General features: G+C 68.7%; 25 protein-coding genes. 4 read left to right on the top strand and 21 right to left on the bottom strand.

Features of this window, described 5'->3' with window-relative positions; genetic code table 11:
* Nucleotide 1 precedes the first annotated feature (1 nt).
* The 4 genes from A3CU_RS0114380 to A3CU_RS0114370 form a co-directional block, all read right to left on the bottom strand.
* A complete protein-coding gene (locus tag A3CU_RS0114380) occupies nt 2–1,846 on the bottom strand; it encodes an Hsp70 family protein (RefSeq protein WP_027942886.1) in 1,845 nt (614 codons plus the stop codon).
* Between the two features lie 99 nt (nt 1,847–1,945).
* Nucleotides 1,946–2,176, bottom strand: a complete 231-nt coding sequence (locus A3CU_RS44795; protein ID WP_245617075.1) for a helix-turn-helix domain-containing protein — start codon at nt 2,174–2,176, stop codon at nt 1,946–1,948.
* Complete coding sequence (locus tag A3CU_RS51050; protein ID WP_084143263.1) at nt 2,173–2,556, bottom strand: type II toxin-antitoxin system RelE/ParE family toxin; 384 nt, start codon at nt 2,554–2,556, stop codon at nt 2,173–2,175. The genes A3CU_RS44795 and A3CU_RS51050 overlap by 4 nt, the downstream gene beginning before the upstream one ends.
* A gap of 15 nt (nt 2,557–2,571) precedes the next feature.
* Nucleotides 2,572–3,390: an SDR family oxidoreductase gene (locus A3CU_RS0114370; RefSeq protein WP_027942885.1), complete on the bottom strand. Its 819-nt coding sequence runs from the start codon at nt 3,388–3,390 to the stop codon at nt 2,572–2,574.
* Nucleotides 3,391–3,476: 86 nt separating this feature from the next.
* Here A3CU_RS0114370 and A3CU_RS0114365 point away from each other — a divergent pair, with 86 nt between their 5' ends.
* The gene (locus A3CU_RS0114365; RefSeq protein ID WP_052371722.1) at nt 3,477–4,058 is read left to right on the top strand and encodes a TetR/AcrR family transcriptional regulator; all 582 of its coding nucleotides are present in this window, start codon (nt 3,477–3,479) and stop codon (nt 4,056–4,058) included.
* A 48-nt stretch (nt 4,059–4,106) separates the two neighbouring features.
* On the opposite strand, the gene A3CU_RS0114360 is transcribed toward A3CU_RS0114365, so the two are convergent.
* Entirely contained in the window at nt 4,107–4,793 is a 687-nt protein-coding gene (locus tag A3CU_RS0114360; protein WP_027942883.1) for an alpha/beta hydrolase, read from the bottom strand.
* Between the two features lie 106 nt (nt 4,794–4,899).
* On the opposite strand from A3CU_RS0114360, the gene A3CU_RS0114355 reads away from it, so the two are divergent.
* Complete coding sequence (locus A3CU_RS0114355) at nt 4,900–5,340, top strand: organic hydroperoxide resistance protein (RefSeq protein ID WP_027942882.1); 441 nt, start codon at nt 4,900–4,902, stop codon at nt 5,338–5,340.
* 9 nt (nt 5,341–5,349) lie between these two features.
* Here the strand turns inward: A3CU_RS0114355 and A3CU_RS44790 are convergent, their stop codons facing one another.
* From A3CU_RS44790 to lysS, 4 genes are all read right to left on the bottom strand, one after another.
* Nucleotides 5,350–6,084, bottom strand: a complete 735-nt coding sequence (locus A3CU_RS44790) for a winged helix-turn-helix transcriptional regulator (RefSeq protein ID WP_052371721.1) — start codon at nt 6,082–6,084, stop codon at nt 5,350–5,352.
* Nucleotides 6,085–6,194: 110 nt separating this feature from the next.
* Nucleotides 6,195–8,744: an ATP-dependent Clp protease ATP-binding subunit gene (locus A3CU_RS0114345; RefSeq protein ID WP_027942881.1), complete on the bottom strand. Its 2,550-nt coding sequence runs from the start codon at nt 8,742–8,744 to the stop codon at nt 6,195–6,197.
* A gap of 995 nt (nt 8,745–9,739) precedes the next feature.
* Complete coding sequence (locus tag A3CU_RS0114340) at nt 9,740–10,090, bottom strand: histone-like nucleoid-structuring protein Lsr2 (RefSeq protein WP_027942880.1); 351 nt, start codon at nt 10,088–10,090, stop codon at nt 9,740–9,742.
* A gap of 115 nt (nt 10,091–10,205) precedes the next feature.
* Entirely contained in the window at nt 10,206–11,717 is a 1,512-nt protein-coding gene (gene lysS, locus A3CU_RS0114335; RefSeq protein ID WP_027942879.1) for a lysine--tRNA ligase, read from the bottom strand.
* Between the two features lie 126 nt (nt 11,718–11,843).
* Here lysS and A3CU_RS0114330 point away from each other — a divergent pair, with 126 nt between their 5' ends.
* Complete coding sequence (locus A3CU_RS0114330) at nt 11,844–12,602, top strand: class I SAM-dependent methyltransferase (protein ID WP_027942878.1); 759 nt, start codon at nt 11,844–11,846, stop codon at nt 12,600–12,602.
* A gap of 672 nt (nt 12,603–13,274) precedes the next feature.
* Here A3CU_RS0114330 and A3CU_RS0114325 read toward each other — a convergent pair.
* The 7 genes from A3CU_RS0114325 to A3CU_RS0114295 all read right to left on the bottom strand — a co-directional run bounded on the left by A3CU_RS0114325 (nt 13,275) and on the right by A3CU_RS0114295 (nt 19,861).
* Nucleotides 13,275–14,057, bottom strand: a complete 783-nt coding sequence (locus tag A3CU_RS0114325; protein ID WP_027942877.1) for a type III pantothenate kinase — start codon at nt 14,055–14,057, stop codon at nt 13,275–13,277.
* Nucleotides 14,058–14,064: 7 nt separating this feature from the next.
* Nucleotides 14,065–14,574: an aspartate 1-decarboxylase gene (gene panD, locus A3CU_RS0114320; protein WP_027942876.1), complete on the bottom strand. Its 510-nt coding sequence runs from the start codon at nt 14,572–14,574 to the stop codon at nt 14,065–14,067.
* A 42-nt stretch (nt 14,575–14,616) separates the two neighbouring features.
* Nucleotides 14,617–15,495 carry a pantoate--beta-alanine ligase gene (panC, locus tag A3CU_RS0114315; protein ID WP_027942875.1) on the bottom strand — a complete coding sequence of 293 codons (879 nt, stop codon included), beginning with the start codon at nt 15,493–15,495 and terminating at the stop codon, nt 14,617–14,619.
* Nucleotides 15,492–16,379: a Rossmann-like and DUF2520 domain-containing protein gene (locus A3CU_RS0114310; RefSeq protein ID WP_027942874.1), complete on the bottom strand. Its 888-nt coding sequence runs from the start codon at nt 16,377–16,379 to the stop codon at nt 15,492–15,494. The genes panC and A3CU_RS0114310 overlap by 4 nt, the downstream gene beginning before the upstream one ends.
* Nucleotides 16,380–16,525: 146 nt before the next feature.
* Nucleotides 16,526–17,656, bottom strand: coding sequence for a PrsW family intramembrane metalloprotease (locus tag A3CU_RS0114305; RefSeq protein WP_052371734.1), 1,131 nt, complete (start codon nt 17,654–17,656; stop codon nt 16,526–16,528).
* A gap of 84 nt (nt 17,657–17,740) precedes the next feature.
* Nucleotides 17,741–19,330 carry a DUF6779 domain-containing protein gene (locus tag A3CU_RS0114300; protein ID WP_027942872.1) on the bottom strand — a complete coding sequence of 530 codons (1,590 nt, stop codon included), beginning with the start codon at nt 19,328–19,330 and terminating at the stop codon, nt 17,741–17,743.
* Between the two features lie 69 nt (nt 19,331–19,399).
* Complete coding sequence (locus tag A3CU_RS0114295) at nt 19,400–19,861, bottom strand: DUF3180 domain-containing protein (protein WP_027942871.1); 462 nt, start codon at nt 19,859–19,861, stop codon at nt 19,400–19,402.
* Nucleotides 19,862–19,962: 101 nt separating this feature from the next.
* Here A3CU_RS0114295 and A3CU_RS0114290 point away from each other — a divergent pair, with 101 nt between their 5' ends.
* Entirely contained in the window at nt 19,963–20,925 is a 963-nt protein-coding gene (locus tag A3CU_RS0114290) for a MerR family transcriptional regulator (protein ID WP_027942870.1), read from the top strand.
* Between the two features lie 517 nt (nt 20,926–21,442).
* Here the strand turns inward: A3CU_RS0114290 and folK are convergent.
* The 5 genes from folK to ftsH all read right to left on the bottom strand — a co-directional run bounded on the left by folK (nt 21,443) and on the right by ftsH (nt 26,153).
* Nucleotides 21,443–21,937 carry a 2-amino-4-hydroxy-6-hydroxymethyldihydropteridine diphosphokinase gene (gene folK / locus A3CU_RS0114285; protein WP_027942869.1) on the bottom strand — a complete coding sequence of 165 codons (495 nt, stop codon included), beginning with the start codon at nt 21,935–21,937 and terminating at the stop codon, nt 21,443–21,445.
* A complete protein-coding gene (gene folB, locus A3CU_RS0114280; RefSeq protein WP_027942868.1) occupies nt 21,934–22,311 on the bottom strand; it encodes a dihydroneopterin aldolase in 378 nt (125 codons plus the stop codon). The genes folK and folB overlap by 4 nt, the downstream gene beginning before the upstream one ends.
* A 125-nt stretch (nt 22,312–22,436) precedes the next feature.
* Nucleotides 22,437–23,276, bottom strand: coding sequence for a dihydropteroate synthase (gene folP / locus A3CU_RS0114275; protein ID WP_084143262.1), 840 nt, complete (start codon nt 23,274–23,276; stop codon nt 22,437–22,439).
* Nucleotides 23,273–23,902, bottom strand: coding sequence for a GTP cyclohydrolase I FolE (gene folE / locus A3CU_RS0114270; protein WP_052371719.1), 630 nt, complete (start codon nt 23,900–23,902; stop codon nt 23,273–23,275). Before folE ends, folP begins: the two co-directional genes overlap by 4 nt.
* Nucleotides 23,865–26,153, bottom strand: a complete 2,289-nt coding sequence (ftsH, locus tag A3CU_RS0114265) for an ATP-dependent zinc metalloprotease FtsH (protein ID WP_027942865.1) — start codon at nt 26,151–26,153, stop codon at nt 23,865–23,867. Before ftsH ends, folE begins: the two co-directional genes overlap by 38 nt.
* Nucleotides 26,154–26,297: the final 144 nt, after the last annotated feature.

The following is a 26,297-nucleotide window of genomic DNA, read 5'->3' as shown; positions in this document are numbered from 1 at the left end:
CCTACGTGCCGGGCTTTACGTGCTGTTCGAAGTAGTCCACGACGTCCTGCGCCGTCTGGCTGCCTTCGCCACTCAGGTCGATAGAAATGACCATGCCGGCCACGTTCCGGTCGTCCGCACCGAAGACCAGGATGTCGCCGACGATGCCGACCCCGCCCCGGTAATGACCGGACAACCCGTTTCCTTGCCACTCACCCTCGATGGCCTCGCTGGGGTTCTCCAGCTGGGCGTCCACGCTGGTCTTCAAGCTGGAATAGGGCAATCCCTGGTAGTAGACCACCATCGTGGTGGACAACTGCTGGCTCGTGGACGTCATCGTGCAGGTGACTATCGTCGCGTTGCCGGCACCGCCGATGCTCGGCAGGCTCATCCCGTTAAGACCGCTGGAGCAGCCGGCACGGTCGGGCACGTTGCCGGCCAGCTGAAGCAGGCACGGAGTGAAGCCGTGTCCGTCTTTCTCACCCACCTGGTCACAGCTCGCCGGGTCAACGCCACCACCGAACTGATGAACGGTCGTCCCGCCGGCGAGTGGCGGGGAGTCGCCGGACTGCCCGTTGACCAGCACCAGCGTCGTGACCAGGGCAGCGACCAACACCAGCACACCCGCACCCACCAGCATCGGCACCTTGAGGCTCTTGCGCGCCGGGCGCGCCGGCGGAACCTGCACGGGCCGCACTGGCTGCGGCTGCTGCTGAATCGGCGGGTGCCAGGTTTGCGGCCTCATCACCGGAGAAATCGCCGGCATGGTGCGGGGCTCGTCCTGCGGTGGTGCGGCCGGTGCCGTCGGCTCCTCGTGCAAGCCGAAGGCCACCGCCGTCTCCGGCTGGTCCTGCGTGGTGGGCATGACCCCGAGCTTGTCCGCCAGCAGGCTGGCCACCAACGGCATCCGGCTCGGGCCACCCACCAGGTAGACGCCGCTCAGCTGCTGCGGGGTCAACCCGGCGTCGCGAATGGTCGCGGCCATGAGTTCCGCGCTGCGCAACAGGTTCGGGCGCACCAGCGCCTCCAGCTCGGCGCGGGTGACCAGCACGTCCTCGAACGGCTCGGGCATGGGCACCTCGGTGTGCGCATGCCGGGAAAGCGTTTCCTTGGCGTCGCGGACATCCTGCATCAAGGCGCGGCGGATGCGACGGTCGGTGACGCTCTGCGGGCGCAGAACCCGTTGCCACTGCGCAGGATCCAGATGTGAGACCTGCCGGCCGACGTACACCAGCAGCGCCTGATCGATATCGAGGCTGCCCAGGTCGGGCAGTCCGTTGTCGGCGAGCACGGTGAAGCCGTCCCGGGTGACTCCGACGACCGCGCAGTCGAAGGTGCCCGCACCGAGGTCGTACACCGCCAGCGCGCTGCCGGGGGCGAGCGGTTGCGAGCGCAGCGCGGCATAGTGCGCGGCGGCGGCCACGGGCTCGGGCAACAGAGCCGTCGAGGTACCGAAACCGGCCTTGATAGCGGCCTGACGAAGCGTGGTCTGCCGGGTCGAGCCCCAGCGCGCGGGATGCGAGAGGCGCACCGCGTCGGGCCACTGGCCGTTCAACTGGCGCACGGCCTCCTCGCCGACCCGGCGAAGCACCGCGGCCAGCGTGTCGGTCACCTGCACCACGTCGGTGCCGAGCAGGAGGGTGGCCTCGTCGATCCGCCGCTTCGGGTTGGGCTCGAACCGCGCCGGATCCAGCCGCGCCCGGCGCTCGGCATCCTGGCCCACGACGAGCGTGCCGTCTTCGAGCGCGAACACCGCCGACGACATGGTCACCGAGCCGTCGACCTCGATCGCCCGTGGCCCGCGCTCGAACGCGGACAGGACCGCGACCGTGCTCGACGTGCCGAAGTCAATCGTCAAGACGTTCATAGGCCTCCCCTCAGTCGGCTCAGACTCTCACACTCGCCATGCCGTCAATGGCAAGACCCGGCAACATTGCGATATGTTGCCGGGCCACGAAGAGCTCGATCACGCAGGGCCTTCACGCATAACGCGACCGTTGCAAGTGTTGAGCAGGCCGACCGTCGTCCGCACGATCATTCGCCTGGCAAGTTCGGTCTGGCTCACCCCGGCCTCCTCACGAAGTTGCGCCAATCGAAAGCCGAGAACGTACGCCTGAGTCGCCTCGCGGGCTTCAGCGCGGGATGCTTCGACGTCGCGACCGGTTTCCTGATCGCGAACGACCTTGTCGGCCTTCACTTGTTTCCCTGAACGCGCCATGTCTCAGCCCCCTTCAAGTGTTCCCCGTAACGTGCCTCGGGGATCGGTATGGCGACGTCGTACCACCGCTTCCAGTTTCCCGTTTTGTCGCCCGCCGCCAGGAGAATGGCCCGCCGCGCCGGATCGAACCCGAACAGGATCCGAATCTCGCTCGCACCGGCGGAAGCCGGCCGGAGTTCTTTCAGGTTGTGGAGGCGTGCGCGTTTGACGTGGTCTGCCAGCGGGCGCCCGAGCCCTGGCCCCCTCGACGGGACATCAATCGCTTCCGCACGGCTTATAGCCTTCAGTGCCGACACGCCAGGGCCGGGCCCTTGAACACGCGGTAACGCGGGATCTCTCCCAGTGTTGTAGAGGGGCATGGCTTCTTCGCCGGATCAGCGGAAGGCGTTGGCACTGCGGGCGGCCCAGTCCGAGAACGGGCGCGGCGCGCGACCCAGGATCCGCTCGACGTCGGGGCTCACCCGGCGCTCGGCGGGAAGCGGCTCTCCGAGGATGGCGAGGGTGCCCTCCACCACCGGCTCGGGCATGAACGCGAGCATCTGCGCCCGCGCCTGGCCGCGGGTCTGCTCGACGAACCGGACGGGCTCGCCGATCGCGGCGCCGATCGCCGCGGCCCGCTCGCGCGGGGTGATCAGTGCAGGGCCCGTGAGCTCGTACACGGCGCCGGCGTGGCCGGGCCGTAGCAGCGCGGCGGCGGCGACCTCGGCGACATCCAGCGGGTCGACCGTCGGCAGGCCGACGTCGCCGAACGGGGCGGCGGCCACTCGGTCGGCGTGAATCTGCCCGGCCCACGCGAAGGCGTTGGAATTCAGCCCGCCGGAACGCAGCACGGTCCAGTCGAGGCCCGAACCGTGGAGCGCGTCCTCGAAGGCGGCGGGGTGACGGTAGGCGTCGGGACGGGTGGCGACACCGAGAGACGAGACCAGCACGACCCGGCGGACGCCGCCGGCCTTCGCTGCGTCGAGGATGCCTTGCGGGTCATCGCCGGCCACGAGCAGGAACAACGCGTGAGCGCCATCCAGCGCGGAGCGCAGACTGTCCGGGTCCGCGAGGTCCGCCCGCACATGGCGCACATCAGCAGGAAGGTCACGCGCCTCGCCGCGCGAGATGGCGGTCACCTCCTCGCCTGCGTCGGTGAGAAGACGGACCAGTTCGCGGCCGACGTTCCCGGTGGCTCCAGTAACTGCGATCATGGCGATCTCCGTTCTGAGTTAGTTGACTAACTAAATCCGAGGTTGACCATAGCTCACCGCGATAGCGTTCGTCTACAGTCAGTCAGGTGACTAACTCGACAACGCGGGCCGGCCGCGCGCCCGGCAAGCGTGAGCGGCTGGCCGCCGCCGCGGCCAAGGTGCTGCACGAACAGGGCGTCGAGAAGACCACCCTGGCGGACATCGCACGGGAGGCCGACGTCCCCGTGGGGAACGTGTACTACTACTTCAAGACCAAGAATGAGCTGGTCGAGGCCGCGATCGACACCCACACGCAGAACCTGGCGGGGATGATCGAAGCCCTCGACGCGCTGCCGACGCCGGGCGAGCGGCTGAAGGCGCTCATCGCCGGATGGGTCGAGCAGCGCGACACCGCGGTCCGGTTCGGCTGCCCCACTGGCACGCTCGCGTCCGAGCTGGACAAGCGGGCCGATGGCCTCGACGCGACGGTCGCCGCCCTGATGCGCGCGCTCATCGACTGGACCGAGCGGCAGTTCGCGGAGCTGGGCCGGAGCGACGCCCGCGAGCTCGCAGTCGCACTTATCGCCGCCTACCAGGGCATTTCGGTGCTGACCAATACGCTCCGCGACCCGGAGCTGATGGTGGCCGAAGGCCGCCGTCTGAAGCGGTGGATCGACTCGCTCGCCTGACCTGGAGAACAGCGTGTCGCGCCCCCATGGCGGCCTGCGGCGCGACCTCTAATCCCGCACGCTCGCCGCGGCCGCGAGGATTTCCGCCGAGACGCGTGCGGGATCGGTGAGCATGACGTCGTGGGGGCCGTCAATGCCGACGAGCCGATAGCCGAGGCGCTCGCCCATATCGGCGAAAGGCAGCCGCGGTGGGCGGCAGTAGAGGGCGCTGCCCGGTATTTCCCCGACCGCGCCGGTCAGCCGCGTCGGCTCGGTGAAGGTCCGCAGCGAATGTGGACGCAGGCGCTGCTGGAGCCAGGCGGCGTCCTGAACGTCCTCGATGCCGAAGACGGCCGGCGGAGGGGCCGGCATCCGCCAGCCGTCGATGGGAGCCGGGAGGCGCCAGCCGTCGCCGTCCGCCGCGAACCAGCTGGGTATCAGGGTCCGCATGCTGACCCCATCGGGTCCGGCCCAGCCGTCCACCAAGACGATGTGGGCCACGCGCTCGGGCCGCCGGTCGGCGGCCTGGCGTACGACCAGGCCGCCGTAACTGTGCCCGACCAGGACTGTCGTGCCGTTCGAGACCTGGTCGATGGCGGCGATCACCTCCTCGGCGTGGGCGCTGAGACCGACGTCACGGCCGAGCGTGAGGTCGGGAGCGACGACTCTGGCTCCCGCATCTGCCAGCAACGGGGCGACGCGGTCCCAGGCCCAGCCGCCATGCCAGGCCCCGTGAACGAGCACGAACGTCGTCATCGATCCTCCTGTTAGCTGTTGCTCTAGAACCATGATCTAATACCTTTCACTTCCTGTTTTGAAAGTGCAAGATACTTGAACCGGAAGACCAGAACGGAGCAAGGACATGACAGACGCGAAATACACGGCCGAGGCACGAGTCACGGGCGGACGGGCACACGGGCGCGCGCGCACCACGGACGGCGAAATCGACCTCGCACTCCGCCTGCCGAAGGAACTGGGCGGCGCGGGCGGCGGGGCCAATCCCGAACAGCTCTTCGCGATCGGCTACGCCGCCTGTTTTCAGACCGTGCTGGCCGGCTTGGCCAAGCGCGAGGGCCTCGACGCGGAGGACGCGGTGATCGACGCGAAGGCCATGCTCATCCCGATCGAGGGCGGCCGATTCAAGCTGGGCGCCGAACTCGCCGTCACGCTGCCGTCCATTCAGGACGCAAGCCAGGCCGCGCGGCTAACGCATACCGCACATCAGGTGTGCCCGTATTCGAACGCGACGAGAGGCAACATCGACGTCGCGATCTCGGTCAACGGCGTGCCGTTGACCGACTGACGCGAACGGCTATAGGGGGTTTGAGGGCTTGCCCCCAGTCGGGGGCGTGGGGGCGGAGCCCTCAGCCGCCTCTTCCGCCACCCTGACCTGCGGCTGCGGTAGGCGGAAGAGGCTTCGCAGCTTGCGCAGGAGTTGCTGGTTGCCCGACACCTCGGCAGAGCCCGAGCGCTTGGCCTCGGCGACGCTCAGTTCGCCGGCCATCAACGCGCGGAACACCTCCGCACTCGTCTCGATGACCACGTCCGGCCGCTGAGCCGGGCCGTGCACCGACTCGATCTCCCCGTGCTCCACGCGGACATGGAACACGTCGTCATCCACCCGGAACTCGTAGACCGCCCGGACGTCACGCGCGGCTTCGGCGTCGAAGATGGCCTGCATGCCGAGCACTGTCCAGCCCAGCCGGAACACCTCACCCTCGCGGCGCTCCTCGGCCGCCCACCGCAGCCCCCACCGCGCCAGCGCCAGCACCGTCGGCCCGAGATCCGCCCCGGCCTCGGTCAGTGCGTAGGCGGGAGCCTTGGCCGGCGGCGGAAGCACCACCTGCTGGACCAAGCCCTCTTCCTGCAGATACCGCAACCGCGCGGCAAGCAGGCCCGTGCCCATGCCCGCGAGGTTGGCCAGGAGGTCGCCGAAGCGTTTGGGCCCGGTCAGCAGTTCACGGATGACCAGCAGCGTCCAGCGCTCCCCGACGATGTCCAGCGTCCGGGCGGTGGCGCAGTACTGGTTGTACGTTCGGCGACTCACACTTCACAATAATACACTTAAAACTTCATATTTCTTGACAGGCGCACGCCCGGAGCAGGCGAAGGCCCCCAGGGCAATCCCTGGGGGCCTTCGCCAACGCGTTCGCGCTCTTAGTCGCCTTCGACCTCACGGCCGTCGTTCGATGCGCCGACGCTCACCGGCGGAGCGTCCGGCACCTCGAGCGGCTTCGGCTCGCCGCGGAAGGTGAACGTCGCCTTGTCGTCCTTGTCCTCCGGGTTGCCGCTCCAGCCCTCGACGTCGACGATGACGATCTGGCCCGGCTGCAGCCGACCGAACAGGATCTCCTCGGACAGCTTGTCCTCGATCTCCCGCTGGATGGTGCGGCGCAGCGGCCGGGCGCCGAGCACCGGGTCGAAGCCGCGCTTGGCCAGCAGCGCCTTCCCCTTGTCGGTGAGCTCGATCGCCATGTCCTTGGCCTTGAGCTGGGTCTCCAGCCGCGAGATCATCAGGTCCACCATCTCGATGATCTGCTCCTGAGTGAGCTGGTGGAACACGATGATGTCGTCGATCCGGTTCAGGAACTCCGGCCGGAAGTGCTTCTTCATCTCCTCGTTGACCTTTTGCTTCATCTTGTCGTACCGCGATCCCTCGTCGGTACCCGAAGAGAAGCCGAGGCTCACGGACTTCGAGATGTCCTGCGTGCCCAGGTTCGAGGTGAAGATCAGCACCGTGTTCTTGAAGTCGACCGTGCGGCCCTGACCGTCGGTGAGGCGGCCGTCCTCCAGCACCTGCAGCAGGGTGTTGTAGATCTCCTGGTGCGCCTTCTCGATCTCGTCGAAGAGCACGACGGAGAACGGCTTCCGGCGCACCTTCTCGGTGAGCTGGCCACCCTCTTCGTAGCCCACGTAGCCCGGAGGGGCACCGAACAGCCGCGAGGCGGTGTAGCGGTCGTGGAACTCGCCCATGTCGATCTGGATGAGCGCGTCGTCCTCACCGAACAGGAACTCCGCCAGCGCCTTGGACAGCTCGGTCTTACCGACACCGGACGGGCCGGCGAAGATGAACGAGCCGGACGGGCGCTTGGGGTCCTTCAGCCCGGCGCGGGTGCGGCGGATGGCCTGCGACACGGCCTTGACCGCGTCCTCCTGGCCGATGATCCGCTTGTGCAGCTCGCTCTCCATGCGGAGCAGACGCGTGGTCTCCTCCTCGGTGAGCTTGAACACCGGGATACCGGTCCAGTTGGCCAGGACCTCGGCGATCTGCTCGTCGTCGACCTCGGCGACGACGTCCAGGTCACCGTCCTTCCACTGCTTCTCCCGCTCGGACTTCTGGCCCAGCAGGGTCTTCTCCTCGTCCCGCAGCCGAGCCGCGCGCTCGAAGTCCTGCGCGTCGATCGCGGATTCCTTGTCGCGGCGCACGGCCGCGATCCGCTCGTCGAACTCGCGCAGGTCCGGCGGTGCGGTCATCCGGCGGATCCGCATCCGGGCACCGGCCTCGTCGATCAGGTCGATCGCCTTGTCCGGCAGGAACCGGTCGTTGATGTAGCGGTCGGCCAGCGTCGCCGCGGCGACCAGCGCGGAGTCGGTGATCGAAACGCGGTGGTGCGCCTCGTACCGGTCGCGCAGGCCCTTGAGGATCTCGATGGTGTGCTCCAGCGACGGCTCACCGACCTGGATCGGCTGGAAGCGTCGCTCCAGCGCGGCGTCCTTCTCGATGTACTTGCGGTACTCCTCGAGCGTGGTCGCCCCGATCGTCTGCAGCTCGCCCCGGGCCAGCATCGGCTTGAGGATGGAGGCCGCGTCGATCGCGCCCTCGGCCGCACCGGCGCCGACCAGGGTGTGCAGCTCGTCGATGAACAGGATGATGTCGCCGCGGGTCTTGATCTCCTTGAGCACCTTCTTCAGGCGCTCTTCGAAGTCACCGCGGTAGCGCGACCCGGCGACCAGCGAGCCGAGGTCCAGCGTGTAGAGCTGCTTGTCCTTCAGCGTCTCCGGGACCTCGCCCTTGACGATGTTCTGCGCCAGGCCCTCGACCACGGCGGTCTTGCCGACGCCGGGCTCGCCGATCAGCACGGGGTTGTTCTTCGTGCGACGCGAGAGGACCTGCATGACCCGCTCGATCTCCTTGCTGCGCCCGATCACCGGGTCCAGCTTGCCCTCGCGGGCGGAGACGGTCAGGTTGCGGCCGAACTGGTCGAGCACCAGTGAAGAGGACGGGGTGCCTTCACCGCGTCCCGCGCCGGCCTCGGCCGGCTCCTTGCCCTGGTATCCGGACAGCAACTGGAGCACCTGCTGGCGCACCCGGTTGAGGTCGGCGCCCAGCTTGACCAGCACCTGCGCTGCGACGCCCTCGCCTTCCCGGATCAGCCCGAGCAGGATGTGCTCGGTGCCGATGTAGTTGTGACCGAGCTGCAGCGCCTCGCGCAACGACAGCTCGAGTACCTTCTTGGCACGCGGAGTGAAGGGGATGTGCCCACTCGGGGCCTGCTGCCCCTGGCCGATGATCTCCTCGACCTGCTGGCGGACACCCTCCAGCGCGATACCCAACGATTCGAGCGCCTTGGCGGCGACACCCTCACCCTCGTGGATCAAGCCCAGGAGGATGTGCTCGGTGCCGATGTAGTTGTGGTTGAGCATCCTGGCTTCTTCCTGAGCCAGGACGACCACCCGCCTCGCGCGGTCGGTGAACCTCTCGAACATTCCCACTCCCTCGACTGCTGCGCCGGCGGTGAGCCTCCGCCGCCTTGACGGCGGATTCAGCACCGTAGGACCACTGTAGTAGCCAACCAGCCGGTTACGACTACCACCACGGCCCATCAGGTCGCAGAAGTCGACGCCGACAACTAGCTTCCGGCCTCTTGTCTTCGCTGGTAACTGACATACGGTTTAACGCAGGCCGGGCCCATCGGATTCCACCTGGGCCCGTTGTCCGCTCAGCGCGAACACGATCTCGGTTACCCCATTTGCCGCTCCGGATATGCGTCGTCCGGGGGCGCAACCCGCAGGAAGCCGTGTCGCCTGGGGGGTGCAACCCCACAGGAAGCCGTCTCGTCTGGCGGTGCAATCCCCAGACGCTGGGTCCGCTGGGGCACAAACCCCGGACCCGGCCCTGAGGACAAGCCCTGGCCCCTTTCCCTGCCCTTCGCACGCACAGCGGGCGGGCAGGCCCCTCACTCCAGAACACCCGAACGGGTGAATTCCGGGTCGCGGTGGGGAGCGACGCCACGAACGCACCTGGGTGCACAAGCGGTGACGAGACAGCTGAGATCGAATATGTCGAAGGCCCTGAAGTCCCACTCGGGTGACATTCACCACATAAGGTAAACCGGGCGTTCGCTCCGGGTCGCGACGAACCGTCGATGAGGAAAGGTGGCGACGGCGCGGGAGTTACCGGCCGTCGAGAAAGCCGGAATCACGCTCAAATCAGCGATCGACGGCCACACATCAACAACACCGCACGGCGAGTGCGCGGCGAAGCCGATCGATTACGCGACGCCCACGACGGGGGCCGCGGATATAGCCGGCAGGTGCAGTCCACTCGCGACAACGGAGGGGTCCACTCCGGCTCTAAAACTTTGTTCAAGAATCGCTTCTCACGATTCGGACAAGCGTCCGCCGCCGTACCACTGGCGGCGGCTCGCCCGGCGAGCGGGGCCGCCGACGGTAATCGGGGCCCCGCTCCCGCTTTGTCTCGCTCAGTTCTTCTTGTGGTAAGCCTCGACAACCTCGGACGGGATACGGCCGCGGTCGGACACCTGGAAACCGTTCTTCCGCGCCCAGGCGCGGATGGCCTGGTTCTGCTCACGATCCACCGAAGCCGGCCGCGCCACCGCCGCCTTGGTCGATGGACGGCCCACGGCACGCTTACGACCACCCGCGCGACGCGCGTGCTCGACATACTGCGCAAGCGCGTCCCGCAACTCTTCGGCATTGTCGCTGGAGAGATCGATCTGGTAGCTGATGCCGTCCAAACCGAACTCGACGGTCTCGTCGGCCTCTGAACCGTCGATGTCGTCGACGAGGGAGACCAGGACCTTCTGTGCCATCAGTTTCCTCCTGTTTAACGCTTGAGAATGTTGGGGGTAGGGGCAACCGCCCCCGGGTCAGAAGCCATTGACTAGGACATTAATACCCGGAATCGGGGGCCAAGGCAAATCCTACTTATTGCGGACGCACCAGCGGGAAGAGGATCGTCTCACGGATACCCAGCCCGGTCAGTGCCATGAGCAACCGATCGATCCCCATTCCGACCCCACCGGACGGCGGCATTCCGTACTCGAGCGCCCTGAGGAAATCTTCATCCAGTCGCATGGCTTCGCTATCTCCACCGGCGGCCAAACGAGCCTGCTCAACGAGTCTTTCCCGCTCGATCACCGGGTCGACCAGCTCGGAGTAACCGGTAGCCAGCTCGAATCCGCGAACGTAGAGGTCCCACTTCTCCGCAACCCCGGGCACGCTGCGGTGCTGCCGGGTCAAAGGCGAGGTCTCGATCGGAAAATCCCGGACGAATGTCGGTTCCCGCAGTTGGTCGCCGACCAGGTGTTCCCACAGTTCCTCGACCAGCTTGCCGTGCCCCAGTTTCGGGTCCACCTGCAGGTCACGGGCCTGCGCGAACGACCGCAGCTTCTCCACGGAGGTCTCCGGAGTCACTTCCTCGCCCAGTGCGTCGGACAGCGAACCGTAGATCGTAATGAACTTCCATTCACCCGATAGGTCATAGGGCGTGCCATCGGCGAGCGTGACTTCGGTGCCGCCGAACACGGCTTCCGCCGCCTCCTGGATCAGCTGCCTGGTCAACACCGCGTTGGTGTCATAAGTCGCATACGCCTCGTAGAACTCCAACATGGCGAATTCCGGCGAATGCGTGGAGTCACTGCCCTCGTTACGGAAGTTCCGGTTGATCTCGAAGACCTTCTCCAGTCCACCTACCACACAGCGCTTGAGGTAGAGCTCCGGCGCGATCCGCAGATAGAGGTCGATGTCGAAGGCATTGGAGTGGGTCGTGAACGGCCGGGCCGTCGCGCCACCGTGCAGTGTCTGCAGCATCGGGGTTTCCACCTCGGTGAATCCCCGGCGGTGAAACGAGTCGCGCAACGCGCGCATCACGGTGGCCCGGGTGCGCACCACATCCCGCGCCTTCGGCCGCAGGATGAGATCGACATAACGCTGCCGGACGCGGGTTTCCTCGGCGAGTTCCTTGTGCGCAACCGGCAGCGGCCGAAGCGCTTTGGCCGCGATAGCCCAACTGTCCGCGAACACGGAAAGCTCACCGCGCTTGGAGGTGATCACCTCACCATGCACGAATACGTGGTCGCCGAGATCGACGTCCGATTTCCAGGCGGCAAGTGACTCCGCACCCACCCCGGTCAGACTGATCATCGCCTGCAACTCGGTGCCGTCACCTTCGCGCAGGGTGGCGAAACAGAGTTTGCCGGTGTTGCGCAGGAACATCACGCGGCCGGTTACACCGACCATCTCACCGGTCGCGGTGTCCGCGGCCAACCCGGAATGCGCGGCCCTGATCTCGGCGAGGGTATGCGTCCTCGGCACTTCGACCGGATACGCTTCCCCGCCCTCGGCGATTATCCGGTCGCGCTTGGCCCGGCGGACCTGCATCTGTTCCGGCAGGTCCTCTTCGGGCAGCGAACGATCGGCGGCAGGGGAATCGGTCATGCGCCTAGGGTACGAACCCGCCGGTTAGCTAGGCCAACCGGATTACCTTTGCCGCGTCCGGAGGGCCCAGCCGGGTGCCGGGCCGCATCGGCACCCGGGAAATCGTCGCCGAAATATGATTGCGGTGTGACCGAACACACCTCGGAAGCCAAACTGTGGGCACGCCTCTCCCGCTCTTTCGGCAAGGAAGCCGCCGCTTACGCACAGCACCGGCCCGGCTACCCGGTGGCCGCGCTGCGGTGGGGCCTGCCCTCGAACGCCGAGCACGTCCTCGACCTCGGCGCGGGGACCGGCAAGCTGACCGAAGGGCTGCTGGACCTGGACCTGCGAGTGACCGCGGTGGAGCCGGACCCGGCCATGCTCGCCGAACTCGCCCGGCGCCATCCGGGCGTCCGCGCGCTCGACGGCACGGCCGAAGGAATCCCGCTCGGCGACGCCGAGGTCGATTCGGTGCTCGTCGGCCAGGCGTTCCACTGGTTCGACATGGACCGGGCACTGACCGAGATCGCCCGGGTGCTCAAGCCGGGCGGCACCGTGGTGGCGCTGTGGAACCACCGCGACGACTCCGTGCCGTGGGTGGCCGAACTGGACGCGCTGGCCCGCACCAGCGTCGCCCGGAGCTGGGACCCGCCCGAACCGTTCCCGCCCGTTCATGCCGAATTCGGACCGTTCGAACTCGAGACGTTCCCCAACGGGCACCGGCGCACCGCCGAGACCCTGCTGGAAACCTTCGCCACGCACTCGAAGCTGCTGGTCGCCGCCGAGGACGAGCGCGAAGCGACGCTGGCCCGGCTACGCGATTTCCTCGCCAACAACCCGAAAACCGCCGAAGGCGAGTTCACCTACCCGCTGACCACCAGAACACTGCGCGCCACCCGCCGCTAGGGCCTGCGTCGAGGTCGCTTGGGGTGGGTTGGGCTGACTTTGGTGTTCTTGCCCGAACCCCGTAACTCGTCACAAACCCAGAACTCACCGTCCCTAACCCAGAACTCACCCACCCGAACCCAGAACTCACCGTCCCGAACCCAGAACTCACCGCCCCGAACCCAGAACTCGCCGGCCCTAACCCAGAACTCACCGTCCCGAACCGGGGACACGCCAACACCTGGCGTGTCCCCGGCCCAGGCACCCGAATTCCCCGTCCAGGCGGGCGTGTCCCCGGCCCAGGCACCCGAATTCCCGGTCCAGGCGGGCGTGTCCCCGGTTCAGGTGCTTGAGTTCCGGCTTGGGAACACACACCGAACGCCGGACCACCCCGCCAACATTGCCAGGCACGCCACCAGGACCAGCCCACCTCCCCGCGAGGCACGCCACCAGGACCAGCCCACCTCCCCGCGAGTACGACAAACCCGTGTCCCCAGCCAGGGACACAGCCTCCTGAACTAGCTCGAGACCGTGAGGTGGCTTGCGCGGCGGTGCGGTAGCGAAACCCCCAGGCGTCTTCTCGCTCCGGGACCGCCTCCCATGGATGCCCCGCCGGAGAATTTGGCCGCAGAGTGCAAGCCGACGGCCTCACCGCAAGCGGCCCCGCCGCTTACCCAACCTGGGTGTACCGACCTAGGAATGTGTCCGCGTGTGGCGTTCGAACGCCAGGCGCAGCCCCAGCAGAGTGAGGTCGGGGACGTGTTCGGTGATCGTCTCGGATTCGCCGATCACCAGCGGGGCCAGGCCCCCGGTCGCGAGCACCGCGACCGGGCCGCCGCCGTCCGCGGAAAGCTCCTTCACGAAGCGGCGCACCAGGCCGTCCACCTGCCCGGCGAATCCGTACAGAATTCCGGACTGCAGGCATTCCACGGTGTTCTTGCCGATCACCGACCGCGGCCGCGTGAGCTCCACCTTGCGCAACGCCGCCGCCCGCGCGGCCAGCGCGTCCACCGAGATTTCGATGCCCGGCGCGAACGCGCCGCCGAGGAACTCGCCGCGCGCGGAGATCGCGTCCACGTTCGTCGAAGTCCCGAAATCCACCACCACGCACGCGGTGTTGTGCAGGTGGTGGGCGGCCAGGGTGTTGACCAGCCGGTCGCCACCGACTTCCCGGGGGTTGTCCACCAGTAGCGGCACGCCGGTGCGCACACCGGGCTCGACCACGACCTTCGGCGCGCGCGGGTAATAACGGCGCAACATCACCCGCAGCTCCCGCAGCAGTGCCGGCACCGTGGACAGCGCGCTGATCCCGGTCACCGCCGAGGCTTGCTCGCCGAGCAGCCCGCGCATGGTGAGCGCCAGTTCGTCGGCGGTCATCTGCGCATCGGCGCGCATGCGCCAGTCACCGACGAGGTCGGGCCCGGAATACAGGCCGAGCACGATGTTCGTGTTACCGATGTCGATGGCTAGCAGCACGTGAGGTTCATTCCGTCGCGGTCCCGTCCGTCTGCAACAACGCGTCGAGACGTGCGGCGTCGACCGTTTCGGCCACGGGGAATGCGCTTTCAGCACTTCGCGGCGCCGCGGCGATCGTGCCACTGAGCAGGCCCGAACCCTCCGGTGCGTGCGCGGCGTCGGCGCCCGTGTGCACGATGCGGTTGTCGCCATCGACGAACACGATGCTCGGCCGGAACGCGGCGGCCTCCGCCGAATCCATCTGTGCGTAGGAGATCAGGATGACCAGATCGCCCGGATGCACCAGATGCGCCGCGGCCCCGTTGATGCCGATCACGCCACTGTCTCGCGCGCCCGCGATCACGTAGGTCTCCAGCCGCGCGCCGTTGGTGACGTCCACAATGGACACCTGCTCGCCGGGCAGCAGATCAGCCGCCTCCATCAGCGCCTCGTCGATCGTGACCGAGCCCACGTAGTGCAGGTTCGCCTGGGTGACGGTGGCGCGATGGATCTTCGACTTGAGCATCGTGCGTAGCATGTCTTCCTTTCCTTCCCTGCGGCGTCGACTCCGGCGGCAGGATCATTCCCCGCCGGCGCCGAGCAGGACGGCGGCGTTGTCGATCAACCGGGTGCGCCCGACCCGAGCGGCGACCAGCAATCGTGCCTCGCCGTCGACGGGCGCTGGGCCGAGGTCAGTTCCGCGCAGCTCGAGATAATCGACGGCCACATCGCCGTGCGTGGCCAGAGTTTCCCGCGCGGCGGCCAGCACCGCCCGCGCGCCCCGCGGCCCCGCATGCGCCCCGGCCGTCAGCGCCGCGGACAGCACCACGGCGTCGGACCGCTGGGGCTCGGTCAGGTAGACGTTGCGTGAGGACAGGGCCAGCCCGTCCGGCTCACGGACCGTCGGCACCCCGATCACCCGCGTCGGCATGTTCAGGTCCCGCACCATGCGGCGGATCAGGACCAGCTGCTGGTAGTCCTTCTCCCCGAAGAACGCGTAGTCCGGGCGAACGATGTTGAACAGCTTCGACACCACGGTGAGCACGCCGGTGAAGTGCCCGGGGCGGGCCGCGCCCTCCAACTCGTCACCGAGTGGTCCCGGATGCACCGTCACGACGTGATCCTCGGGGTAGAGGTCGGCCACCTTCGGCACGAACGCCATCTCGACCCCGGCCTCGGCGAGCTTCTCCAGGTCCCGTTCCAGCGGTCGCGGATAGGCTTCGAAGTCCTCGCCCTCGCCGAACTGCAGGGGGTTGACGAAGATCGAGGCCACGACGACGGTGTTCGGCAGCCGCTTGGCACGGCGCAGGAGCTCGCGGTGCCCGGCATGCAGGGCACCCATGGTCGGCACGAGCGCGACCTTCCGGCCGGCCAGCCGCAGGGCGGTGGTGACCCGGCCGACGTCCTCGGGCGTCTGGAACGTGTTCAGCCGGCCGCGGCTGAATTTCGGTGTGGTCACTGGTCTTCCTCAAGCAGTTCGTTCAGTTCGGCGGCGGCACCGGCGTCCAGCAGGCCCGCTTGGCTGGCCCGCCGCACCGTGCGTTGCGCCAGTGCGACGTAACAATCCTCGACCTCCGGGGCCGTCTCGTTCAGCACGGACAGGTGGCCACGCACCGTTCCGGCGTCACCGCGCGCCACCGGCCCGGTGAGCGCCCGGTCTCCGTGCCGCAACGCATTGTCCAGTGCAGCGGAGAGCAACGGCCCGAGTATCCGCTCCGCGTTCGCGACTCCCGAGCCACCAAGGAGATCCACACAGTCGTTGACGAGCGTGACGAGATGGTTCGCGCCGTGCGCCAGTGCCGCGTGATACAGCGGTCGAGCCACCTCCGGCACGCGGACCGGCTCGGCGCCCATCTCCATGGTAAGGGCCTCACCGACATTCCAGGCCGCCTCGTCCCCGGCCTCGGCGGTGACCCCGACACTGCACGCGGCCATGCGCTGCAGGTCCTCCTCGCGGCCGGTGAAGGTCATCACCGGGTGCAGCGCCAAGGGCAACGCACCCGCGTCGGCCGCCGGCCGCAACACCGCGACGCCGTGCGCACCCGAGGTGTGGATGACGATCTGTCCCGCGCGCCACGAGCCGGTGGCGGCGAGCCCGCGAACCAGGCCGGCCAGCGCGTCGTCAGGGACGGCGAGGAGAACGAGATCGGCCGCAGCGACCACCTCGTCCGGCGGCCGCAGCGAAACGCCGGGCAGCAGTCGTTCCGCCCGCTCGCGCGAGGCCGCGGAGATCGCCGAGGCCGCGACGACGGTGTGTCCGGCACGCGTGAGTGCGGCGCCCAGCACGCTGCCCACCCGGCCCGCCGAAACCACGCCGACGGCGAGCCTCGCGGGGCGCGTCATGTGGTGGTGCCCCTGTGGACGCTCATGAGAACTCCTCGGCTCGTTCCAGTCCCGCTCTTCGGTCGCGGGTACCAGACGACGCCGCGAGATTAACCCGGCGCCGGACGGGCCGCGGAGCCGAGGTGACCAGCTTCACCCGAGCCGGGTCAGCACTGCGGGCGGGCCTGGCCCGCCAGCCGGACCGCTTCCGCGCGGGCTGCCCGCAGCCTGGTGAGCAGTTTCTGTTCCCGCTGGACGCGGCCGGGGTTCGCCTCGTGACGATTGAGGAACGCGAGTTCGGTGACGCAGGTCTGATACGCGGCCACGGCCCTGGCCGCGGCCCGGCCGGACTGCCGGCCGGCCTGACGACGCCAGGTGCGGCGACCCTTCAGGCTGGCCAGCAGGTCGACCTCGGAGGCGGCGATCCAGCGTTCCCGCACCATGCCGGGCAGCGCGGCGGCGATGATGCGCTGCTCCCGCCGGCGCTGCAGCAACACCAGCAGCGCCACGGCAATGAAGATCGGCACCATGATCAGGAAGTAGACGTTGAGGAAGGCCTGCGCGCCGCCGAGTGTGGCCGCGCCGTTCCACAGCGCGTGCAGCAAAACCGCGGCGAGATAACCACCGAGCGGGGCGAGGATTCGCAAGGCCCGCCGGCTCGTGGCCGCGGCCACGCCGAGGCCGACACCGGTGAGCGCGGCGAACAGCGGGTGGGTGAACGGGGAAAGCACGCCACGCAGCACGAACGCCGCGATCACGCCGTCGCTCGTGCCGCTGCCGAAACCGTGCTCGGCAAAGGCGCGGCCGAAGTAGTAGATGTTCTCGGTGAAGGCGAACCCGGCCGCGGTGAAACCCGCGTAGACGATGCCGTCGATGACCCCGTCGAACTCGTCGGAACGACGCAGCAGCACGGCGAGCACGAAGAAACCCTTCACGGCTTCCTCGACCAGCGGCGCGGACACCAGCGCGCTGACCTTCCCGCCCTGACCGACGCCGAGCAGCAGGTCACCGACGGCCTCGGCGGTGTCGTTGATCAGCAACGCGACGATCGCGGCGAGGCACGCGCCCCAGGCGAAGGCGAGCAAGAGCAATCTCGCCGGTTCCGGCTCCCAGCGGTCGATCCACAGAAACACCGCCACCACCACGGCGACCGGCACCAGTGCGGCGGCGACACCGATGGCGACCGCGAGCGGACCGACGCGGACCGTGGCGAGGGCGAGCAGGGTCAGCCCGCAGACCGCGAGCACGATGAGCCCGGAGACGGGCAGCAATACCGTAATCCTGCGACGTGCTGTCACGCCCCGGAACTCTACGGTGATCCACTTCGGCGGCACTGTGTCGCATGGTGCACAGCGCCGGCACAACCGCTCCGGTCGCGGTCGTCAGTCCTCCGCGCGGCGCCGACGGCGCGGAGTGGCGGCGTCGGAGCCGTGCGCGGCGAGGAGTTCGCTGACCGAGCGGCCCGACGAATGCGACCCCGTTTCCCCGCTGGTCGCGTCGGTCTTGGCGGCGGCGCGGCGGCCGGTGCGCCCGGGCTCGGCCAGGGGTTCCAGTTCGGGCCGCGAATGCCCGGCCCGCCGCCGGGCGACGCCGTCACCCGCCGCGGGCTGCGTCCAGGACGGCGACTCGTCATCCGGCCTGTGCCGGCGACCGCCGCCTTCCGGCGCGGCCGTGGCGTCCTCCTCCACGGAGCGCCGCCCGAGGAGGCCCGACCGCCCCTGCCGCCGGGCCTCCTCCGGCACCGTGGGATTGCCGGCCGGCGGCTCGGCCGGCTTCTTCGGCTCACGCCGGGCCAACGGCACCGTCTCCTTGGCAGGCGGTGTGAACAGGCTCGTGGGCTGATTGACAGCGCTTTCACCGGCCGGTTCGGCGGGCTTGCGCGGAGGCTTGGCGGCTCCGTTCACGGCGGGGACCTGCCGGGTCGGTGCGGCCGGTGGCGAAGGTTCCCGCTTGACCGTCGGGGCTTCCCAGGCGGGTGCGCGGTCCGCGTCGAGCACCTTGGACACCTGCGTCGGCTGTTCGATCGGGCCGGGGTCGGCCGGCCGCATCGACGGGCGGCTGCGCTCGGACCGGACCGGACCGGACCGGCCGGGCGGCATCGGTTTCTTGCCCGGAGGTGGCGGCGTGGCCGGTTGCTGGACCCGGGTCTGCTCACGAGCCTCGGCGCCTACCGCACGCCTACGTTCGGGGGGAGCGCTCAGCTCACCTTGGCCGGCCCCGTCAGCGCTCTCGAACAGGCTCTCCGGCGCTTTCGCGATGTTGCCGACGGCGTTGGCCCCCCGAGCCGGCACCGGCTCGCCCTTGGTCACCCGGCGCGGCGGCAGGTCCAGCGACCGGTCCGGGCGCCGTGGCTCCGGCGCGGCGGCCCGGCCGGCCGGCCGGGCAGGCTGCTTCTCCCGCACCCTTTCGATCAGCTCGGTCGGCCGGTCGACCAGGTCGCTCGTCGCCGCTTCGAGTGCGGGACGGGCGTTGCCGGCCGCTGGCTCCACCAGCCGCTGCTCGTCCCGCAGCGCCCGCATCCGGGTCGCCTGCGCGGTCAGCGACAGCCGTTCCAGCAGCACTTCGCCACCGAACAGCGATTGCAGATTGTCCCGCAGGGCACCGATTTCGGCGCGCAACGCGTCCAGTTCGGCCCGCGAATCGTCCGCCACGCGCTGCCGGGTCTCGGACTCGATCTCCAGCTCGTACTCGCGGCGAGCCGCGATCTCCCGTTCCAGCTCGAGCTCGTAGACCTGCTGCGCCTGCGCGACCGTCTCCTCCGTGCTCACCGCCTGCTTGCGGTACCGGACCGCGAGATACGCGCCGACGATGGCCGCCCAGAGCGCGGCGACGATTCCGAACCGCAGGTAACGGATGTCGTTCGCGAGCACAAGCGCGACCGTCGCCCCCACGGCGAGGGCCACGCCGCCCCAGAACCACGGCCTGCTCCATGAGCTGGAACGGCCGCGCGCGTCGTCACCCACGCCAGTCATGACCAACACCGTACCCGGTAGTTACCTGCTTGAGATCTACTCAGTACTTCGAGCGGTCACTTCGTCGCGTTAACCGGTTGGGTGATCATCGTGTTTCCGATCACCACCCTCCGGTGTCCGACAGCAATATTCCAACCACAGACCGGCCGCGATCAACACGATCGCGCTGGGAGTACCGACCAGCGCGCTGCGCACGTCGCCCGTGGCCGCGGCCAGGTCTCCCACGCGCGGGAGGAGGGCCGCGAGCACGCCGAGCCAGGCCCCGAGCATCAGCGCGCCCAGCATCGAGGACGCCTTGGCCAGCGCGACCGCCCGCACCACGGCCAGCGCGCTGGTGACCCGCCGCTGCCGAATGCGGGCACGGATGGAAAACGCCAACAGGGCTTCGATCACGGCCAGCACGATGAGCGTGGCCCCGGCCAGCGTCGGCAGGCGCGGCATCGAGCCGTACGCGAACTTGAACGCGATGTAGACGAACGCCAGGGCGACAAGACCGGCCACCACCAGGTCGCGAGGCCGTGTGAAGTGCATAGCGTCACGGTAGCCAATCGGCAGGCGCCGGGTGGGGATCCGGCGGACGGGCGCTACTGGCAAATGGGAGCCTTGACTCTCCAGTCGGTGGAGGGTTGAGCATGGAATTCGTGGGCAGGACGTTCGTCATCGGGGAACTGGCCCGGCGCACGGGGCTGCCCGTCAAGACCATCCGGTTCTATTCCGACGCGGGCCTGCTCCCGCCCACCGATCGCACGCACGCCGGGTACCGGCTCTACGACGTCCGGTCCATGGCCCGCCTGGAGCTGATCAAGACGCTGCGCGAACTCGGACTCGGGCTCGACGACGTGTCGCGGATCCTGTGCGAGCAGGAAACCGTGTCCCAGCTCGCGGCGCGCCACCTGACGGCGCTCGACGAGCAGATCCGGCGGTTGCGGCTGCGCCGGGCCGTGCTGCGGGCGGTCGTGAAACGGGAATCCGAACCGGAAGAAGTGAAACTGATGAACAAGCTGGCTTCGATGTCCGACGACGAGCGGGCGCGTCTGCTCGACGAGTTCTGGGACGAGGTGGCCGCGGGACTCAACGTGGACACGGAGTTCTACGCGCGGATGCGGTCGGCCAAGCCCGTGCTGCCGGACGACCCCACCCCCGAGCAGGTGGAGGCGTGGGTCGAGTTCGCCGAGCTGATCTCCGACCCGGACTTCCGGCGGCTCATCCGCGTTATGAGCGAACGGCACGCGGCGGCGGTGGATGCGGGCGAGAACATTTCGCCGGTGCCACCCGAACAATGGTGCGGGTTCGTGGACCGCGCGAAGGAACACATGGACGCCGGCTTGGCGCCCGATTCCGCCGAGGGACGTGACCTGGCCGTCGAACTCGCCCGGGTCGCCGCCCTCCCCGACCGCGACGGTGACGATCCGCGCTTCCGTGCCGACCTCGCCGAGCGCTTGGCGGAAGGCCTGGACGCCAGGGCGGAACGCTACTGGCAACTCCTCGCGGTCATGAACGGCTGGCCGCCCGTCCCCACCAATCACCCCATCGTCGCCTGGCTCATCGCCGCTGTACGCGCCTCCGCCACCAACGTCAACGTTGTGCATGAATGACCCGTTACTGCCGAAAATCGGCAGGAACGGGTCATTCATCGCTTGAAAAGTGCGCTGAGGCGCCAGTCGTGCCGCATGAAGGGTCCCCTCGTGCGGATCAGCGCAGGCGGCGGTCGGGGCGACGGCGGACACGGCGCGGTCCTCGGCGAGCAGGGCCGCCAGAAGGCCGCGGATGGACCTCGGTTGGCGCGAAGTTAATATGGTCCTCATATCATATGTAGTAGAGAGGACCACGCTGGCCGCCACGAATGGAATGACCCCGGCCGGCGCGGAACAAAGCAGCGGAGAGGAGGTCCCCGCAACGGCAGTCGTCTGAGCCAAATCGGGTCCGGCAGGCCGGAACGTGGGACTCGCACGACGAGAACGAGGGAACTCGCAGGACGGGAGTGTGGGACACGCACGACGGGAAAGGGGGACACGCAGGACGGGAGTGTGGGACACGCACGACGGGAACGGGGGACACGCGCGACGGGAGTGTGGGACACGCGCGACGGGAATGTGGGACACGCGGTGGTGGTCAGCGCAGGCGGAGGTCGGGACGACGGCGGACGCCGGCGCGGTCCTCGGCGGGCAGGGCCGCCAGTAGGTCGCGGATGGGACCGCGGCCGGGAAGCTCGGCGTCGGGAGCGATCTCCAGCCACGGAATCAGCACGGTGGCGCGGTCCGGCGTGCCGGGGTGCGGCAGCAACAGGCGCGGATCCTCGGACGTCACGCCCTCAACGGTGACGACATCGACGTCCAGGGTGCGCGGGCCCCATCGCTGCTCGCGCACCCGGCCGGCCGCCTGCTCCAAGGCCTGCCCGGCCCGCAGCCACGCCCAGTGATCCCGCGCCGGATCGTCCACAATGCACACCGCGTTGAGAAAGTCCGGCTGGTCGGTCACGCCCCACGCGGCCGTCTCGTAGACACTGGAAACCGTCACGACGGCCTCGCCGAGACCGTCGATCACGGACTTCAGAAATCCGAGCCGGTCGCCCAGGTTCGAGCCGAGGGAAAGCACGGCCCTGCTCATCGGCATCGCCGGATGGTCACCGCGACGTCGTCGAAGGTGTGCGGAATCGGGGCCGACGGCTTGTGCACGGTCACCTCGGCCGCGGACAGCCGAGGATCGAGCAGCACCTCGTCGGCGATCCGCCCCGCCACGCTTTCGATCAGGTCATGGGGTTCGCCGCCGACGATGGCCACGGCGAGTTCGGCGAGTTCGCCGTAGTTGACCGTCCGCGCCAGATCGTCGGTCGCGGCGGCCGGGGCCAGGTCCAGCCACACGGTGAGGTCGACGACGAATTCCTGCCCGTCCCGCTTCTCGTGGTCGAAAACCCCGTGCCGCCCGAACACGCGCAGGCCGGTCAACGTGATCCGATCCGTGCCCGAGCCCGGCTCACTCATGCGTTCTCCTCCGCGAGTTTGCGCGCGATCGTGTCCCGTGGCGCCCAGCCCCAGCGCCCCGGTTGAGGGCAAGCCCCCGGACGCCCTTGATCGGGCCGGCCTGGGAGCGGCGGCTTGACACGGGTCTACTCGTGTCCACGCTGCCACGCTGCGACAACGGCCACGGCGTCGCGGGAGGCACCGACCGCGTGCACCCGGACGCCCCAGGCGCCGGCCGCCGCGGCCATCGTCGAGATCGCCATGGTCGCGTCGTCGCGGCCCGCCGGCGGCCGGGGCTCGCCGTCCTCGCCGGCCAGCAGGCGACCGAGGAATCGCTTCCTCGACGCGCCGACCAGGACCGGGAAGCCCAGCGACAGCAAGGAATCCAGCCGGTGCAACAGGGTCCAGTCGTGCTCGGCGCGCTTCGCGAAGCCCAGTCCCGGGTCGATGACGATGTTCTCGCTGGCCACGCCGGCGGACAGCGCCGCGTCCACCCGGGCGGTCAGCTCCGACCGCACCTCGGCGACCACGTCCCGGTACTCGGCCAGCGCGTTCATGTCCTTGCTGTGCCCGCGCCAGTGCATCAGCACCCACGGCGCCCCGCTGCCCGCCGCGACCTTCGCCATCGCGGGGTCGGCCAGGCCGCCGGACACGTCGTTGATGATCCGCGCGCCCGCGTCCAGCGCGGCCTCGGCGACCGCCGCGCGGGTGGTGTCCACGGACAGGCACAGGCCGTCGGCGGCCAGCGTCCTGATCACCGGCAGGATCCGCTCGATCTCGGTCTCGGCGTCCACTCTGGACGCTCCCGGGCGGGTCGACTCACCGCCGACGTCGATGATGTCGGCCCCTTCTGCCCACATTTCGTGTGCGTGCGCGAGGGCCGAGTCGAGGTTGAGGTAGCGGCCGCCGTCGGAGAAGGAATCCGGCGTGACGTTCAGCACGCCGGCCACCACACAACGTCCGGGCCGCGGAAGTGCGCTACTCACCGGCGTCCCTTGATCAGGTCGAGGGCCTCCGCCCGGGTGGATGATGAGGTCTGCAGGAGCCCGCGCACCGCCGAGGTCGTGGTGCGGGCGCCCGGCTTTCGGATGCCGCGCATCGCCATGCACAGGTGCTCCGCCTCGATCACGACGATCACGCCGCGCGGCCGGAGCTTGCGGTCCACCGCGTCCGCGATCTGCGAGGTCAGCCGCTCCTGCACCTGCGGCCGCCGGGCGTAGAGATCGACCAGCCGGACCAGCTTCGAAAGCCCGGTGACCTTCCCGTGCGCGTTCGGGATGTAGCCCACGTGCGCGACGCCGTGGAACGGCACGAGATGGTGCTCGCAGGTCGAATACAACGGAATGTCGGTGAGCAGCACGAGTTCCTCGTGGGCCTCGTCGAATGTGCGATCGAGCACCGAATCAGGGTCGAGGTAGAGGCCCGCGAACATCTCCTGGAAAGCGCGCGCGACCCGGGCCGGGGTCTCCTGGAGACCATCCCGGTCCGGGTCCTCGCCGCATGCCAGCAGCAGCTCACGCACGGCCTTCTCCGCCCGTGCCTGATCGAACACCGGGGCCGACACGCCCGGCTCGCTACCGGCGATCTTGACCGTCCTGTTCGTCCGGATCATGCGGGTGCTGACTTTCTCCCGGAGACCGGCGCCATTCGTCCGATGGCCGCCATCCCGGCTGGCTGCCGGGCTGCGTCGCGGGCTTCCACCCGGGCGGCGCGCCGTAGTTCGGCGGCCCACCGGCGCTGCCGTGCGGCTGGGGCCACTGGCCCGTGCCGTTCGGGTAGGGGCGGCCGCCGTTGGGCGGGGCGTACGGGTTGGCCGGCGGCTCGGGCTGCGCGTGCCCCTCCGGCAGGTCCGACCCACCGCCGGATCCCGAACCCACCGGAGTGGGCGCCGGGCGCGGAGCCTTCTCCGGCTCTTCCTGCGGCGGCGGCCACGGCTCGCCACGTTCCATCGCCAGCTCGCCCGGGGTCTTGATGGGCGGCTTGTCCGACGGCGTGCGCTCACCGAACTCGTTGAACACGGTGATGTGCGGCCGCTTCTCCACGGAGGCGAAGATCCGCTCCAGGTCCTTGCGCTGCAGGGTTTCCTTTTCCAGCAACTCGAAGACCAGGTCGTCGAGCACGTCGCGGTAGGTGTTGAGCACCTCCCACGCCTCGGTGTGCGCGGTCTCGATCAGCTTGCGGACCTCTTCGTCGATCTCGTGCGCCACTTCGAGCGAGTAGTCCGGCTGGCGTCCGGCCGACCGGCCGAGGAACGGGTCACCCTGATCCTGGCCGTACTTCACCGCGCCGAGACGGGCGCTCATGCCGTACTCGGTGACCATCGCCTTCGCGATCTTGGTGGCCTGCTCGATGTCGGAGGACGCCCCGGTGGTCGGCTCGTGGAAGACGAGCTCCTCCGCGGTGCGGCCACCCAGCGCGAAGACCAGCCGGGCGATCATTTCCGAGCGGGTCATCAGCTGCTTGTCATCCTCCGGCACCACGAGCGCGTGCCCGCCGGTCCGCCCGCGCGGCAGGATCGTCAGCTTGTACACCGGTTCCAGGTCCGGCATCGCCCACGCGGCCAGCGCGTGCCCACCCTCGTGGTAGGCGGTGATCTTCTTCTCCTTCTCGGAGATGATCCGGCTCTTGCGTGCCGGACCGCCGATCACCCGGTCCACCGACTCCTCGAGCGCCGCGTCGTTGATCACGTGCCCGCCCTGGCGCGCGGTGAGCAGAGCCGCCTCGTTGATCACGTTGGCCAGGTCGGCGCCGGACATTCCCACGGTGCGCTTGGCCAGCGCGTCCAGGTCGACGTTCTGGGCCAGCGGCTTGCCCTTGGAGTGCACCTGCAGGATCGCCCGCCGGCCCCGCAGGTCCGGCGCGGACACCGGGATCTGCCGGTCGAACCGACCGGGACGCAGCAGCGCCGGGTCGAGGATGTCCGGCCGGTTGGTGGCCGCGATCAGGATGATGCCGCCGCGCGAGTCGAAGCCGTCCATCTCGACCAGCAACTGGTTCAGGGTCTGCTCGCGCTCGTCGTGCCCACCGCCGAGACCCGCCCCGCGCTGCCGGCCGACCGCGTCGATCTCGTCGACGAAAACGATGCACGGCGCGTTCTGCTTGGCCTGCTCGAACAGGTCGCGCACCCGGGAGGCGCCGACACCGACGAACATCTCGACGAAGTCGGAACCGGAGATCGTGTAGAACGGCACCCCGGCTTCCCCGGCCACGGCGCGGGCGAGCAGCGTCTTACCGGTACCGGGCGGGCCGTAGAGCAGCACACCCTTCGGAATCTTCGCGCCGAGCGCCTGGTAGCGCGCCGGGTTCTGCAGGAAGTCCTTGATCTCGTACAGCTCTTCGACCGCCTCGTCGGCGCCCGCGACATCCCCGAAGGTGGTCTTGGGCATGTCCTTGTTGAGCTGCTTCGCCTTCGACTTACCGAAATTGAGAACCCGGTTACCGCCGCCCTGGGCGTTGTTCATCATCCACATCAGCAGCAACAGCAGGAAGCCGAGCGGAATCAGGTAGATCAGCAGCGACTGGAACCACGACTGCTGGGTCACCGTCGTGCTGAACTTGACGTTCTTGCCGATCAGCTCGTCGTAGATGGGCCGGGTCGCGTCCGACGGGTACGGCGAAACGATCTGAGTGACCTGCTGGCCATCAACGTCGATCTTGTTGTTGAGCGACAGCTTGAGCTGCTGCTCCTTGTCCTCGATATTCGCTTCCTTCACATTGCCCGAATTGATCTGGGCAACGGCCTGCGAAGTGGGGACCTGGGTGTAGCCGCGATTGCTGTCGAAGATCGTACTGAAGGCAAAATAGAGCAGCAGAACCGCGACGATCCACAGCAGTGGGTTCCTGAACAGGCGCTTCCGGTCCATATCCTCGGCCGTGCTGGCCTTGACCCTCCCTGGCTAGGCGGTAGATGTAGCCATCCGCCGTCACGGTGCAGACAACAACTGCTGGTGTGTGCGGACACCCGTCTAACCAGGGTACCGTCCGGGCGAGCCGGACACCTGCACGAG

The organism is Amycolatopsis taiwanensis DSM 45107 (assembly GCF_000519205.1).
Classification (GTDB): Bacteria; Actinomycetota; Actinomycetes; order Mycobacteriales; family Pseudonocardiaceae; genus Amycolatopsis_E; species Amycolatopsis_E taiwanensis.
The sequence above is the reverse complement of the archived record's forward strand: the minus strand, read 5'-3'. Positions and strand labels throughout refer to the sequence as shown.